Origin of the sequence: Pseudoalteromonas rubra, assembly GCF_004212645.1 — a bacterium.
GTDB lineage: Bacteria > Pseudomonadota > Gammaproteobacteria > Enterobacterales > Alteromonadaceae > Pseudoalteromonas > Pseudoalteromonas rubra_G.
This window is the reverse complement of sequence record NZ_PPUZ01000005.1, coordinates 1-15,699: the sequence shown is the minus strand read 5'-3', so window position 1 is coordinate 15,699 and position 15,699 is coordinate 1. Positions and strand designations below refer to the sequence as shown.

Sequence of the window (15,699 nt, the reverse complement as noted above, 5' to 3'; positions counted from 1 at the left end):
AAGGACTACCTTATGGTAGTCCTTAGGTTGTGGGAGTTATGGTGCGACGTTGAGTCCGCGGCGCTTAAGCAGCGCTTCGGTGGTTGGCTCTGCACCACGGAAAGCTTTGTAAGATTCCATCAGGTCGCGGGAGTTACCCACTTCAAGAATGTTCTTACGATAGTGGCTGCCAATCTTGCGATTGAGCCCGCCCTGCGACTGCACATAGGCAAAGGCATCCGCCGCCAGGATCTCACTCCACATGTAGGCATAGTAACCTGCGGAGTAGCCGCCCCCCATTGAGTGCGCAAAGTAAGCCGATTTATATCTGGGTGGCACATAGTCGATGTTCACACCGTGCTTGCTCAGCGCAGCTTGTTCGAACTCAACCAGATCCTGCAAAGGCGCGTCCGCTGCCAGTGCGTGCCACTCCATATCCAGCAGCGCAGCCGCTACATATTCCAGTGTGTCAAAACCCATATTGAAACTGCGGCTGGCAACAACCTTTTCTAGCAATGCCTTCGGAATGGCTGCTCCGGTTTGATAATGCTTAGCGTAGTTCTTAATGACTTCCGGGTGGATAGCCCAGTCTTCTTCAAACGTTGACGGGAACTCAACAAAGTCGCGGGATACCGAGGTTCCCGACAAAGTGGGATATTTAACCTGAGACAGCATGCCGTGCAGGCCATGACCCAGTTCGTGGAACATAGTAGTGGTTTCAGAATAGCTCAGCAGAGTCGGCTGACCTTCGGGGGCTTTTTCAATGTTCATCACATTGACCACCACCGGACGTTGTTTGTCCAGACCAGACTGCTTCACAAATGAGCTCATCCAGGCGCCACCGCGCTTACCGTCGCGAGCAAAGTAGTCGGCCATAAACAGTGCCAGGCTGGTACCATCGGCATCAAAGACTTCGTAGGCTTTCACATCCGGGTGATAAACCGGAATATCGTTACGTGGCTTAAAGGTGACACCATACAAACGCTCCATGGTAAAGAACAGGCCATCTTCCAGTACGCGATTAAATTCAAAGTAGGCTTTAACCTCGGATTCATCCAAATCGAATTTATCCTGACGAACCTTGTCGGCATAGTACAACCAGTCCCAGGCCTGTAGTTCAAAATCGCCGCCCGTGGCGCGAATTTTATCTTTGATGGCTTGCGCTTCGGCCTCAACGTTTTTCAGCAAAGCAGGCACCATGCTGGCAAACATGTCATATACTGCGGTGGGTGCTTTGGCCATTTGTTCATCCAGGCCGTAATGTGCCCAGCTCTCATAGCCCAGCAGTGCCGCCTTCTTTGCTCTGAGCTGTGCCAGCTGGGCGACAATTTCACGATTGTTGTTTTCACCTTTTAAACCACGATAAGCGGATGCGCGCCATACTTGCTCACGTAACAAACGATCTTCGAGCTTGGCCAGAATAGGCTGTCGCGTAGTATTGGTAATTTTGATCAGATACTGCCCCGGATGCCCGGCTTGTTCAGCCGCTTGTGCCAGCTGCGCGATATGTGCATCTGTCAGGCCTGCCAGTTTTGCTTTGTCTTCAACCAGTACCACGTTGTTTTTAGACATGGCCAGCAGATGCTGCGAGAACTTTGTGGTCAACGACGACAAAGCCGCATTGATCTCACGGATCTCTGTTTGCTGCGCGTCTGTCAGCTTGGCACCCGCTCTGACAAATTGCTTGTAATAGACTTCTGTCAGGCGTTTTTCTTCTGCACTCAGATTAAGCGCATTACGCTGTCCGTAAACCTGTGCCACACGTTCGTACAATGCTTTGTTCAGATAAATATTGTCGTAGTGGCCAGCCAGTTTGGGGGCCAGTTCAGACTGCAGTGCCCGGCGCTCTGGATTAGAATCGGTGCCTGACAGGTTAAAGAATATCGCCTGGGTCCGCTTTAGTAATTCACCACTTCGCTCCAGCGCAACAATGGTATTACTAAAACTGGCAGGATCAGCTTGGCTGATAATCGCATTCACTTCAGTCATTTGCTCAGCCATGCCCTGTTCAAACGCTGGCGCGAAGTGTGCGTCGCTGATGGTATTAAAATCTGGTGATTGATATTGCAATGTGCTCGATACCAGTAGTGGGTTGCCTTCAGTTACCGTCGCAGAGGCTACGCCTTTTTGCAAGCCTGAAGTACGATCCCCGCCCGTGCAGGCCGTTACAAGTAAGGCGGAACTCACCGCCAGTGCTAGCAACTTTTTCATCGTTGTTTCTCTCATCTGTAAAATAGAACAAACATGCTATAATATAACAAAACAATCAACAATCTTTGTTGCGCTAAACAGACCCTTATATGAGTTGGGTACAAACTGTGGTGAAACGTGAAGGTGACCTGCACATCCACACAATACGGAGCGTGGATGTGCTTTAATTGTTAGAGGCGGGTAAACGTCATCTCCCAGTTGGTTTCCCAGCTTCCCCCACCATCTTTGGAAAAAGCCTGTGTCCAGGTCGGCTGCTCCGGATTAGTGACATCCCAGATAAAGCGTACTTTAATGGCTTCTCCGAGATACTCCTCGTCGGCATAAAAGCGCCCCACGCCATTGCTAAACTCCCCTACCACCGGCGTATCCAGCATGCCGGGATTACGTCCATCCAGCCACCAGATTGACCACTGTCCGGTGCGCTCGTTATATGAACGAATCGCCTTTGCCCGTACGGAGCCCTCAGGAAAATGCAGGTGATTGTCTTCCACATTGCCAAATCCGCCCAGCGTGTTGAGCGTTGATGACTCCCCTTTGAACTCTATCCACTCATCGCCGCCATTGAGTATGTCCTTCCGGCGGCGGTGCTGTACCGACCATTGGCCAATCATAAAATTGAAGTCGCCGGGTGCGCCTGGTGCGTTGGTTTGAAGCATCATCATCCCTTATTTCATTATCTTAATTGCACACTACTCTAGCAGTGGCACTGTATAAGTAAACAGTGTAATTATGACGAAATCTCGACAATTTCAGACATCACAGTGGCTGGTTTTGGCTCGCCGGTAAATGCCAGCAAACGGCCCATTAGCCAGCTGAATACTTCGCTCTGACCACTCAGCTCGCATTCACCGTCACATACACTCTGCAACACCTGCTGTACATCCGCGTCTGTTAGCGCAGCAACAGCCTCTGACGTCAAGAAATGTATGCGGCATATGGGTAACTGCGCCATGATTTTACTGTTCGCGCTGACGGTGCCCTGCAACAAGGTCAGCGTATGTCTGCTGCTCGGTGTGCTGATCTCCAGTTGTAAGTCTGCCACCTTACCGGGCTGCGCCTTTTGCCAACGTTGCAGATAGGCCAAAAATGCGGCCCACCAGTTATCCAGTTTAATTGCCTCAACCGTGCACTTTGACTCAGGCGTCGAAGACCTGCTCAACAACACGGCATCCACTTCTTGTACGGCGTCTTGTAGCGCCACCAGCGTCGCATCGACATCGTCTTTGGTATGTGCAGCGGAGCAGATAAAGCGCAACCGCCCGCGACCGGTCTCGACTATCGGATAAGTCACGGCTGAGGCCTGAATGCCCTTTTCAAACAATCGCTGCACGATTGCATACAGCCTGTCTTTGTCGCCAAAATGTGGGGTCACAATGGGCCCATCCCCACTGCCCAAATCAAACCCGGCAGCACTGAATTGGGCTCGCATATAACGGGCGGTGTCCCACAACCGTTCACGCAATGAGTCATCCTCACGGATCCGCTGCAGTGCCGCAAGCGCCGCGGCAATGTCTGCCGGACTCACTGAAGCCTGAAAAATATAGGCCCTGGACGAAGCCTTTAACAGCTCCACATACTCCGCACTGGTCGCAACCACACCGCCCAGGCTGCCGAGCGATTTGCTCAGCGTGGTCATAATAAAGTCAACATCCCCGCTTACTCCCTGCTCAGCGCAGATCCCGGCGCCACGCTCACCATAAAACCCAAAGGAGTGCGCTTCATCAACCAGTACCAGTGCCTGATAACGTTTAGCTGTGCGCACGATCTCGGCCACAGGCGCCGCACCTTCGCCCATGCTGTACACGCCCTCGATAATCACTAACACAGTGCGATAGGGAGACGTCTCAGTGTCAAGCACTGAGGCCAGATCGTTAACGTCATTGTGTTTAAAAGTACGCACTTTGGCGCCGCATAACCGTGCGCCATCAACGATAGAGGCATGGCAGAGCTGATCGATAACCACCACATCGTTTTCTCCCAATAATCCCGCTACCGCTCCGACGTTGGCGGTATAGCCCGTTGGAAATAAACAAGCGGCGGGTTTGCCCACCAGGCTGGCAAACTCTTGTTCAAAGGCCAAATGCAGATCCGTTAACCCAGACGCCGCCGCAGAGGTGCCCATGCCAGTGCCAAACTCAGTGATAGCCTGATGTGCAGCGTCAATAACCGCAGCATCGCGATTCAGCCCCAGATATAAGTTGGTGGTCCAGATAATCGACTCACGCGCCTCGCTGTGCCGGGCATCAGCGACCGTACCGCGCGTACCACTTCCAGTACGCAGCACCTTACTGTACGGATTAGCGCGACGCTCACTCACCATCTGAGTGGCAGCCTGAACTAGCTTGCTTTTATCCGCGGCCGACCACGACGGTGCCTTGGCCAAAGCAAAAGGGGGATGACTGGCGCGCAATTGAAATTGCAGCTCTTCGAGCGTATCGCGCAACGGGCTCTGCGGGGCCGTTAATGATCCACCCGCGCTTAAACTCAGCAGATGCTGAGCCAGGCGCTGAGGTGTATTAAATTCATAAATTGCCTGCACGGAGCAAGTTACATTCAATACATTGCTCAGACGATTGCTCAACTCCAGCGTCGTTAATGAATCCAGCCCTGCCTGCTCAAAGGTTTGCGACAGCACAGCATCAACGCCATGGCCAAGCAAAGTGCTTAGCTCTTTGCAGATAACCGCAACCACTGCATGTTCTGAATTGCCAGCTTTGTCTGCTCCCCGCAGCCCTTGAACTGCTGGTATATCTGGTAAACGGCTGCGAGCCAGCTTGCCGTTCGGCAAATAAGGTAATGCATCAACAAAGCAGACACTGTGTGGAACCATATGGTTTGGCAGATGACGGGCCACGAAGGATAAAATGACATCCGGGCTGAGTATCTCGCCCTGCTGACAGACAACACAGGCTTGTAATCTGGTCTGTCGGTTTTCTCTTTCCAACACCTTCACAGCAGCCGCCGCGATACCCGGCATAGTACATAGCACCGCCTCTACTTCTTCCAGCTCAATGCGAAAGCCACGGATTTTAACCTGCTGATCCACGCGGGATATAAAGCGCAATTCGCCATGTTTGGTCCACTGGCACACATCACCCGTTTTATATAAGCGCGACTCTTTAATACCACTGTCTGGTGCAGGGGTAACGAAGCGCGCATCTGTGCGCGGTTTATCAAACAGGTAACCCGCCGCCAGCTTGTCTCCTGCAAGATAAAGCTCACCCACTTCACCCTCAGCAACCGGCTGTAAGGCTTTATCCAGCACGTAAGCGCGGGTATTTGCGACAAGCTGACCAATGGTGATCTCTGCTATGCCCGGATGCAGTTGTGCAGCCGTCGAAAAAACCGTGTCTTCGGTAGGACCATAGACATTGATCACCCGCAGGCCAGGCTGCTGACTATAAACCTGTTTAACCAATGCGGGACTGAGCACCTCACCACCAAAAATCACGCAACGCAACGTATTGGGCAGGGTATAGCCACTGAGCATGGCCCGAATGGCTGAAGGCACGGCAATACAGGTTCTGACCTTATCAATGCGCTGTAAATCAGGTAATGCCAGAATGTTTTTTGCCAGCACCACCGTACCACCGAGCAACAGCGTACCGATAATTTCCATCACTGACGGGTCAAAACACACTGAGGTGGCGGCCAGCACACCGCTCAGTTCTTCCTCACAAAGTAACTCCCCCATGGCCGTGCACATTGCAAGGACATTATTTTGTGTGACCGCCACCCCTTTTGGCTCGCCAGTCGACCCCGAGGTATAAATCACATAAGCCAGTGCTTGAGCATCACAGGCAAATACTGGCAGAGACAGCCGCGCATCATCTATATCAGCCAGCAAAATGTGGGTGCTCGCTCTTTGACATGACTCGGCCGACGCGCTGCCATCCACAATCACCGCCGCAGCTTTACTGTGTGCCAGCATATAGTCAATTCGGGCACGCGGATAGGCCGGATCCAGCGGCACATAAGCGCAACCCGCTCTGAGCACACCCAGCAAAGTGGCCGCAAGCTCCCAGCTGCGCTCCATACACACACCGACCAATGCACCGGGCACAATGCCGCTGCCAGCCAGTTTAGCGGCAATCGCCTCTGCTCGGTGCAATAATGTTTGATAGCTTACTTCCAGTACGCCATCGATCAGGGCAGTTTTTTGAGGGTGGCGCTGCGCCCGGGCAGCAAATGAAGCGAAAACTGAATCGTGCTCAGGCTGCACGTCATTCGTTGCACTTTTACTTTGCGATTGCAAATGCTTAGGTGAGGCGAACGAGTCCGGTACGTGGCTCATAATTATTTCCTTTGTTGTTATTATCAGGCTGGTCGATATTCAATCGGACACCGAATGAGTCAGGTCAGCTTAACGACCTAATGGGTGTTTGATATGACAGCAGGCGCGCAAAGCGCCCTTATTTATACACATAAAATCAACATTAACACTAGCATTAATTAACACAAAGATACCAGTAGCCCGAAAGTTGTAGCGACAGCGGACTTTTGTCTGGTTGTTTTTTACGCCCAGCGGAGTAAGGTGGATATTTAGTAAAAGTACACGTGGAATGAGGATATGAGTATTGTTTTAACAACCCAGTGTCGTGATGATGTGGGATTAATCGCCAAGGTTACCGGACTATGTTACGAGCACAATCTGAACATAGTGCGCAACAATGAATTTGTGGACAAAGCAGGCGAGCGCTTTTTTATGCGCACAGAGCTGACCGGTGATGTTGGTGAGCAGTTTTTACCGCAGCTGCGCAGTGTTTTGCCAGACGGTGCGCAAGTGCATTTACATGGCAATGAAAAAACCAAAGTGGTGCTGCTTGCCACCAAAGAAGCCCACTGCCTGGGTGGCATGCTGCTAAAACAATACGAAAATGCCTTTAACGTTGAAATTCAGGCTGTAATCGCCAACTACGACACCCTGAAGCCGCTGGTAGAAGGCTTTGGCGTGCCGTTTCATCTGGTATCACACCAGGGGCTGACACGTGAACAGCATGACGATGCAATGGCTCAGGTCATTGAGCAATACCAGCCCGACTTTATCGGCCTGGCCAAATATATGCGGGTGCTCAGCCCACAGTTTGTTGCCCGTTTTAGCAATCAGATCATTAATATTCACCACTCGTTTTTACCCGCCTTTATTGGTGCAAAACCTTACCACCAGGCGTTTGAGCGCGGGGTAAAAATCATTGGCGCCACGGCACACTTCGTCAACGACGAATTAGACGAAGGTCCGATCATCATGCAGGACGTTACTCAGGTGAGTCATGCCGATAGCGCAGAGGCCATGGCGAAAATGGGCCGGGATATTGAAAAAGTAGTGTTCTGCAAAGCCATTCAACTGGCCGCGGAACATAAGCTGTTTATTAATGGCAATAAAACCGTGGTTTTTGCCTAGCGCAATAGCAAAAACGCCAGCATGTTTGTGCTGGCGTCTAACTTTAGTAATGGCTGGCTAACTCTGGCTATCGAGCGGCTCCAGTTGCAGCTTAGCGGCAATTAATACCGCCTGAGTACGGTTGTAGACCCCCAGTTTACGGAATATCGCCGTAATGTGTGCCTTAACCGTGGCCTCTGAAATATTCAGCTCATAGGCAATTTGCTTGTTGAGCAGCCCTTCGTGCAGATATTGCAACACCTTGTATTGTTGTGGTGTCAGTGACGCAATTTGCTGTGCCAGCTGCTTGTCTTCTCCGTCGAGCTCGGCAATCTGATCTTTGAGGCTGGCTGGTATCCAGACATCTCCCTCTAGCACCTGATTGAGTGCCTCGACAATTTCCTTTGATGAAGACGCCTTAGGAATAAAGCCCATGGCCCCATAGCCCATCACTTTAGAAATGACATTGAGGTCTTCACTGCCCGAGACCACCACAATAGGCAAACTCGGATAATCCTCTCGAATGCGGATCAGGCCGTATAAATCGCCACTCCCCGGCATATGTAAATCCAACAACAGCAGATCCAGCTCGTCCTGTTCGGATAATTGTTGCAAGGTTTGCTCAAAGTTTTCAGACTCAAAAATCTCCAACCCGTCAAACTGGTTTTGCAGTGCCCCTTTTAATGCTTCGCGAAACAAAGGGTGATCGTCCGCAATTAAAAACTGGTTCATGCCTGGCTCCTAAAAAATCGGCTGTCATCTCGACAGCCGATATAGTAGGTCAATATTTTGTCATAATTCAAGCGATTAACGCTCAATTAACGGTTTAGTCTGTTTTCGATCAATTCATCGACCACACTTGGGTCAGCTAAAGTCGAGGTATCGCCCAGTTGCTGATACTCATTGGCGGCAATTTTACGCAAAATACGGCGCATGATTTTACCCGAACGCGTTTTCGGCAGACCGGGTGACCATTGGATCATATCCGGTGAAGCAATTGGGCTAAGCTCTTTACGTACCCAGTTACGCACTTCTTTGGTCAACTCGTCTGTGACTGCAACGCCTTCGTTCGGTGTCACATACACATAAATGCCCTGCCCCTTAATATCGTGCGGATAACCCACGACGGCGGCCTCTGCAACGGCTTCGTGTGCTACCAGCGCGCTTTCAATCTCTGCGGTACCTAAACGGTGCCCAGAGACATTCAGCACATCATCCACACGACCCGTGATCCAGTAATAACCATCTTCATCACGACGACACCCATCACCGGTAAAGTACACGCCCGGATAGGCTGAGAAGTAAGTTTGCTCAAAACGCTCGTGGTCACCATAAACCGTACGCGCCTGAGATGGCCAGCTATCCAGGATCACTAGGTTGCCTTCAGCTGCGCCCTCAAGCGTGTTGCCCTCTGCGTCGAACAAGGCCGGAGCAATGCCAAAGAAAGGACGCGTCGCCGAGCCCGGTTTCATATCCGTCGCTCCCGGTAATGGTGTGATCATGATGCCGCCGGTCTCTGTCTGCCACCAGGTATCTACGATGGGGCACTGGCTGTTACCAATTTTTTCGTAGTACCAGCTCCAGGCTTCCGGGTTGATTGGCTCACCCACCGAACCCATGATCCGTAAGCTGGTGCGTTTCGAGCTGGCTACTGGCTCATCGCCTTTGGCCATCAGCGCACGGATAGCAGTCGGCGCAGTATATAAAATGGTGACATTGTGTTTATCCACCACTTCGCCGATGCGACCGGAGCTTGGATAAGTCGGGATACCTTCAAAAATCACCTGAGTACAACCATTCACCAGCGGGCCATAGGCCATGTAGCTGTGACCGGTGATCCAACCCACATCGGCGGTACACCAGTAAACATCATCGGCTTTGACATCAAAGACATACTCGTGCGTCATGGAGGAATACACCAGATAGCCCCCTGTGGTATGTACCACCCCTTTTGGTTGGCCGGTTGAGCCAGATGTGTAAAGGATAAACAAAGGATCTTCGGCATTCATCGGCTCTGGTTCACATTCACTGGCGACGTCCGCCACTAGCTCATGCCACCAGACATCGTGTGCCTGCCATTCTACTTCACCACCGGTGAGCTGATGCACAATCACATGCTCAATGCTGACGCCATCCTGACTGACCGCCTCATCGACATTGGCTTTGAGCGGCACACAGTTACCGCCGCGACGGCCTTCATCAGAGGTGATCACCACTTTGGCGCCTGAGTCTTTGATCCGATCCGCAATGGCTGATGGCGAGAAACCACCGAATACAACCGAATGAATCGCACCAATACGGGCGCACGCCTGCATGGCGTAAATCGCCTGAGGGGTCATTGGCATATAGATGGCAACACGGTCACCTTTTTGTACGCCCAATTTTTTCAGGCCATTGGCAAGCTTGGCCACTTCATCGTGCAGTTGCTGGAAAGTAATGTGCTCACTTTGCGTTGGGTCGTCACCTTCCCAGATCAGCGCGACTTTATCTGCGTTATCTTTAAGGTGGCGGTCAATACAGTTATAAGAGGCGTTGAGCACACCGTCTTCGTACCATTTAATGCTGATATGGCCTTTGTCAAAAGAGGTGTTCTTTACTTTGCTGTAGGGGGTAAACCAGTCAAGGCGCTTACCGTGCTCGGCCCAGAATGCCTGAGGATCGTCAATGGATTGTTGGTATAATTTTGTATATTGATCGTTATCTACCAGCGCTGCGCTCCTGATGGCTTCAGGAACCGGATAAATGCTCTGTGACATAGTCATCTCCATGTTGATTTTTGGCCAGACGGCGATTCACCAAGGATCGCCCACTCTTTTTATATTAAGTATTAGACCTTAGTTGTACTTGCACCTGTATTGCAAACATAGTAGACGAGCCGGGCACTGCTGCGGGTCTGCGACGTGCAATCTGCGGTGCTTTATTGTGCTATTCCACCTTAGTCGTATAGACCAAAGGTTAATTGAGTAAAAAGCCGCCATCAACAACATTGAGGGGTAAGAGGCACTTTCGCTGATCTCACCCGGGGTTTGTCTGCGCAACCCGGAGCAATGCAAACAGGAATTCAACTATGACAACAGCAAGAAAAAACCATTTAACGCTCAGCGCCCTGGCCGTGCAAAGTGCACTACTCAGCGGCCTGCTTATATCCAGTGTTAACGCCGCGGAGCTGGGCAGTACCGAGGTAAAATATGGTGGATACATTAAACTGGACGCTATCTGGAGCGACTTTTCTGATGGCAGCCTGCCCTCTCAGCATATTGGCCGGGATTTCTATGTGCCAGGCACCACCCCGGTAAGTGGCGGTGAGCCCAAAGATGCCGTTTTTGATATGCACGCACGTCAGTCCCGCTTCAACTTTGCCACGGATACTAAGCTCGATGACGGCAGCAGCATTAAAACCAAAATTGAGCTGGATTTTATCGCCTCAACGGGTGGTAACGAGCGCGTGACCAACTCTTACTCACCGAGGATCCGCCAGGCCTATGTCACCTATAAAGGCTGGTTGTTTGGTCAGGCCTGGTCTAACTTCCAGAATGTTAGCGCACTGCCGGAAACCCTCGACTTTGTTGGTCCGGCAGATGGTACTGTGTTCGTGCGCCAGGCCATGGCCAAGTACACCATAGGCAACTGGTCTTTCTCTGCGGAGAACCCGGAAAGCACCGTCACCTCGGAAGGTGGCGCCCGTGTTGTCACCGATGATGCCACTATGCCTGACTTTACCGCCCGTTATACCTATAAAGCGGACTGGGGTCACCTGGTGGTTGCCGCGTTAGGTCGCGAGCTAACCTATAAAGTTGCAACGGCAGATGAGAGCGAAACCTCATTTGGGCTAAGTGCCTCTGGTCGGGTAAATTTTGGTGATAATAACCTGAAGTTTATGCTGACTCAGGGTCAGGGACTGGGTCGCTATGTCGGCCTCAATGCGGCCCATGGCGCAGTCTATGACGGCAAAGACCTGCATGCGATTGATTCGACCTCGGGCTTTGTTGCCTACCAGCATTACTGGAACTCACAGTGGCGCTCAACCTTCCTGTATTCTTTCTTCTCGGCTGACAACGACAAAAACTTACTCGGCGTCACGGTCGATCCAACCGAGTCGACGACCAGTTATAGCGCCAATATTCTCTACTCTCCGGTGAAAAAGCTCACCTTTGGTGCGGAATATAAGATTGCGAAGCGCGAAACAGAAAGCGGTGCAGAAGGCGATCTGGACCGGCTCCAGTTCTCCGTGAAATATGTTTTTTAAGCTCCTAAGCAAAAAGCCCGCATCTGCGGGCTTTTTTGACTCAACGGTGTCCGACACACTTATAGCGTGGCTTTGCGCTCGTTATAATACTCAATCAGCTTATCGACCGCTTCCTGACAGTATTCGCGTACGCCTGCAACCACCATGTGCTTCTCGCCCTGGCCAACGCGCTCATCGCCATGGAAAAGATTAAACCGCAGTACAATTTTGCCGCGTTTGCCCTCGTAAGAAAACTCAGGTTCTGCCGGTTGCAGTGTAACCGACTCTATGTCTAACCTGTCAAGGTGGATAGACATAGACTCATAGATCACCATAGGACGCGCCGGGTTAATCATCACATCTTGCTTAGCCATCAGCGGAATGATCACATGCGGAAACGTGGTGCCAGAGAATTCGACGTAGTTGCGGATCAGGCTGTTGGTCAGGCTGTCACACTGCTTGCGCTCACCACTGCGTTTTACCGACAACATCACTTTGTCATCTGAGGTAATATCAAAGGCATCGCTCATAGGTGGAAAATGCAGACGGCTGGTTTCATCGACCATGCCCACAAAGTCAAAGTGCATATTCTCACTCACACCATAGCGTTCCAGAACCAATGAGAACAGCAAATCGCCCGGTACACAGAATTTCTTGGCATCCACATCGTGCAAAGGGTTAAAGTCATCCGCCACCTGTTTAGCGAACTGGCTGGCCTGCTCGCGGCTAATCGCCACGTTATCCATTTCTTGCTGGTAATAAGGAGTTAGCATAATTCACTTCTGTATTGCTTTAAAATCGCGCTATGTTAGCAGAATTATGACCAACAGAGGTCATATCTGTTTAAGTTTCCTTAAAATGACGTGTTAACCTGTTAAAAGTTTAGCAATTGCAGCAACTTAACAGAATTAAAACAAAGCCATTAGCGGCTCATAGCCCCACGTCAACAGGAGTATTGCGCTGAGCACAACAAAAATACCATAGGCGATCAGCCCGCTACGCATAGTAGGCGCAGATGATACAGGCTCTGCCGTGTTGCCCGTAAGCAATGGTTTAACCAGGTTTTTGCCTCTCAGACGATAAATGACAATGGCACTAATATGCACAGCAATCGCAATCAGCAGAATATCAATATTGGTATGGTGTATATCACCCGCAAGCTCGGCCCAGCTGTAAGGCACATGCGCCACCAGCGGCCCTTCAACCAAGATATCGTCGGTGGTAAATAAACCGGAGACAAGTTGCACACTGATCAGCACAAAGAAAGCCAGCACCATCAGGCTGCCTGCCGGGTTATGACCCACATAGGTTGCGGTCGATTTGAATGAAGCGAGAATCGCTTTGGGTGAGTGGAATAAGCTATTGAGCTTTGCCGTCTGACTGCCGATGATGCCCCAGATAAGACGCGTCGCCATCAGCGCCAGTAACAGATAGCCAGTTACAAAGTGCACTTCCAGCCAGCCTTCTTCGCCACTGAAGTACAACACCGCGATACCGATAACCAGTAGCCAGTGAAAGCCCCGTATGAATCCGTCCCAAACTTTTGTTGCCATACTATTTACCCCGAGTGATTTTGCTTTAGACCAGCGCAGGGTATCACAGGCGGGTGAAATACGTGAAGACAGGGCGATGATTTGCGCTCACCGCCCCAAACAGTGAGATTAGTCTTACAAACACGCCGCCAAAATAGCGCGTGATTTCGCCAGGTCAACCTGCTGATGTTCACCCAGTGCAGTCATACCGTGACGTTCAAGCTGTGCCACGATTTTATCGACTGCATCTGCGCCTACACCATAGTCACTTAGGCGGGTTTTCATACCCAGAGACTGGAAGAAGGCTTCGGTCTTCTCAATGGCCAGATCAATGGCCTGCTCTTCATCGCTGATATCCAGTCCCATAACACGCTCGGCGTATTGCAGCAGTTTGCCACGCTTAGCATCACGCTGCTCGTGCATCATACGGGGTAACACAACCGCCAGCGTCTGCGCGTGATCTAAGCCGTAAACCGCAGTCAGTTCATGGCCAATCATGTGCGTCCCCCAGTCCTGCGGCACGCCAGAGCCGATCAGGCCATTAAGTGCCATAGTTGCTGACCACATTACATTGGCACGGACTTTATAATCCACTTGCTCAGAGAACAACTTAGGCCCTTCTTCCATCAAGGTCAGCAACAGGCCTTCGGCAAAACGGTCTTGTACTTTTGCATCAATGGGGTAAGTCAGGTATTGCTCCATAACATGGACAAACGGGTCAACCACGCCATTGATAAGCTGGCGCTCAGGCAGTGAGGCCATGACCTGAGGATCTAAGACCGCAAACTTAGGCTGCACCTTAGGCGACGCAAATGGCAGTTTGTCATTGGTTTCTTTGTTCGAGACCACACTAAAGCTGTTCGACTCCGAGCCAGTTGCAGGCAGGGTTAATACAACACCCAAGTCCAGTGCAGACTTGATTTCAGCGCCTTTGGCAAGAATATCCCACGGCTCACCGTCAAACTCAGCTGCCGCCGCGATAAACTTACTGCCATCAATGACCGAGCCGCCACCCACAGCCAGTAAGTAGGTATAGCCCTGTGCACGGATCAGCTCCACCGCCTGCATGCAGGTCTGATAGCTGGGATTTGGCTCAATGCCACTGAACTCGCCCCAGTTGTGGTTGGCCAGCGCCTCGCTCACCTGCTGGTAAATCCCGTTACTTTTAATACTGCCGCCGCCATAAATGACTAACACTTTGGCATCCGCAGGAATACTGTCGGACATTGCCCCTATCTGACCTTCTCCGAATAGGATCTGCGTTGGATTGTGAAAACTGAAATTCAACATGCTCTGTTCCTGTTAATTTGTGACTCGATATAAAACGACGTTCAGTCTAGCCTGCCTGCGAGTGAGGATCATTAGTTGGCTGGCAAATTAATTTTGCCATACAGCAACAATGCAAATATTATATTGCCATTACTTGCACTGGAGAGATAAAAATGTGGCAGGGTCTGGATATCTTTCTCGCCGTTGTAGAACATGGCAGCTTCAGCAAAGCCGCGCTGGCGCTGGATGTATCAACCTCTCATGTCAGTCGTCAGATCCAGCAGCTGGAGCAGCGACTGGGCACCCTATTACTGCAACGCACGACACGCAGTATTAATCTCACTGATGCGGGCAAGCACTATGCCGCTAAGCTCAAGCTGATCCAGCAGGAGCTTAGCGAGGCCAACGATCAGCTGCTCGGTGGCCAGCAGATCCCCAAAGGGCACATACGTATTACCGGTGCCGGGGATTTTGTAGCCAACAGCGTCGCCCCGGTGATAGCAGAGTTTTGCCTTCAATACCCTGAAGTCACCGTAGAGATTGATTTTAATAACCGTAATGTCGATTTGGTTGAGGACGGCTTTGACCTGGCCATTCGCTTTGGTCGCATGCGCGACTCCAGCCTGATAGCAAGAAAACTAACCCCCAGACCCATGACTTTGGTTGCCAGTCCAGATTACCTTAATCACCACCCGGTGCCCACACACCCTCACGAGCTGAGTCAGCACAACTGCCTGCTGGCTGCCAATAACCGCTGGCGCTTTACCATCGACGACAACATTGAGGAAGTTAAAGTCAGCGGGAACTGGCGGACCAATCACCCGCACGCGCTGTTACAGGCCTGTCTGCAAGGTCTTGGCATTTCACACCTGGCGCGTGATATTGTTGAACCGCATCTTGCTTCGGGCGCGCTGATCACTTTGCTGGACGAGTTCCAGGTCACAGATAATGCCTCCTGGCTGGTTTACCCGCGTAAAGATCTGATGCCGTACCGTGTGCGCTTACTCATTGATTTTCTATTAGATCGCTTTAATACGTCGACCGACTAGCGAGCGATTGACTGAAGAATACCAATTTCACTCAATACCTGTTCAATTTGACGG

11 protein-coding genes are annotated in these 15,699 nt (G+C 51.2%); 3 read left to right on the top strand and 8 right to left on the bottom strand.

Annotated features, from left to right (window positions below; genetic code table 11):
- Positions 1-36: 36 nt before the first annotated feature.
- From C3B51_RS02320 to C3B51_RS02310, 3 genes are all read right to left on the bottom strand, one after another.
- Positions 37-2,190 carry a M3 family metallopeptidase gene (locus tag C3B51_RS02320; RefSeq protein WP_130244037.1) on the bottom strand — a complete coding sequence of 718 codons (2,154 nt, stop codon included), beginning with the start codon at positions 2,188-2,190 and terminating at the stop codon, positions 37-39.
- Positions 2,191-2,360: 170 nt separating this feature from the next.
- The gene (locus C3B51_RS02315) at positions 2,361-2,852 is read right to left on the bottom strand and encodes a DUF1579 domain-containing protein (protein ID WP_240701835.1); all 492 of its coding nucleotides are present in this window, start codon (positions 2,850-2,852) and stop codon (positions 2,361-2,363) included.
- 65 nt (positions 2,853-2,917) lie between these two features.
- Complete coding sequence (locus C3B51_RS02310) at positions 2,918-6,484, bottom strand: amino acid adenylation domain-containing protein (RefSeq protein ID WP_130244036.1); 3,567 nt, start codon at positions 6,482-6,484, stop codon at positions 2,918-2,920.
- A gap of 276 nt (positions 6,485-6,760) precedes the next feature.
- Between C3B51_RS02310 and purU the strand changes: the two genes are divergently transcribed.
- Positions 6,761-7,591: a formyltetrahydrofolate deformylase gene (gene purU / locus C3B51_RS02305; protein ID WP_125716687.1), complete on the top strand. Its 831-nt coding sequence runs from the start codon at positions 6,761-6,763 to the stop codon at positions 7,589-7,591.
- Positions 7,592-7,648: 57 nt separating this feature from the next.
- Here purU and C3B51_RS02300 read toward each other — a convergent pair whose 3' ends face one another.
- Complete coding sequence (locus tag C3B51_RS02300; protein ID WP_125716688.1) at positions 7,649-8,302, bottom strand: LuxR C-terminal-related transcriptional regulator; 654 nt, start codon at positions 8,300-8,302, stop codon at positions 7,649-7,651.
- 86 nt (positions 8,303-8,388) lie between these two features.
- Positions 8,389-10,326 carry an acetate--CoA ligase gene (gene acs, locus C3B51_RS02295; RefSeq protein WP_130244035.1) on the bottom strand — a complete coding sequence of 646 codons (1,938 nt, stop codon included), beginning with the start codon at positions 10,324-10,326 and terminating at the stop codon, positions 8,389-8,391.
- Between the two features lie 311 nt (positions 10,327-10,637).
- Here acs and C3B51_RS02290 point away from each other — a divergent pair, with 311 nt between their 5' ends.
- Positions 10,638-11,816 carry a DcaP family trimeric outer membrane transporter gene (locus C3B51_RS02290; protein ID WP_125716690.1) on the top strand — a complete coding sequence of 393 codons (1,179 nt, stop codon included), beginning with the start codon at positions 10,638-10,640 and terminating at the stop codon, positions 11,814-11,816.
- A gap of 59 nt (positions 11,817-11,875) precedes the next feature.
- Here C3B51_RS02290 and C3B51_RS02285 read toward each other — a convergent pair whose 3' ends face one another.
- From C3B51_RS02285 to C3B51_RS02275, 3 genes are all read right to left on the bottom strand, one after another.
- Complete coding sequence (locus C3B51_RS02285) at positions 11,876-12,568, bottom strand: DUF3581 family protein (protein ID WP_125716691.1); 693 nt, start codon at positions 12,566-12,568, stop codon at positions 11,876-11,878.
- A 135-nt stretch (positions 12,569-12,703) separates the two neighbouring features.
- Positions 12,704-13,348: a cytochrome b/b6 domain-containing protein gene (locus tag C3B51_RS02280; RefSeq protein WP_130244034.1), complete on the bottom strand. Its 645-nt coding sequence runs from the start codon at positions 13,346-13,348 to the stop codon at positions 12,704-12,706.
- Between the two features lie 114 nt (positions 13,349-13,462).
- Entirely contained in the window at positions 13,463-14,617 is a 1,155-nt protein-coding gene (locus C3B51_RS02275) for an iron-containing alcohol dehydrogenase (RefSeq protein ID WP_130244033.1), read from the bottom strand.
- A gap of 152 nt (positions 14,618-14,769) precedes the next feature.
- On the opposite strand from C3B51_RS02275, the gene C3B51_RS02270 reads away from it, so the two are divergent.
- Entirely contained in the window at positions 14,770-15,645 is an 876-nt protein-coding gene (locus tag C3B51_RS02270) for a LysR family transcriptional regulator (RefSeq protein WP_130244032.1), read from the top strand.
- Positions 15,646-15,699: the final 54 nt, after the last annotated feature.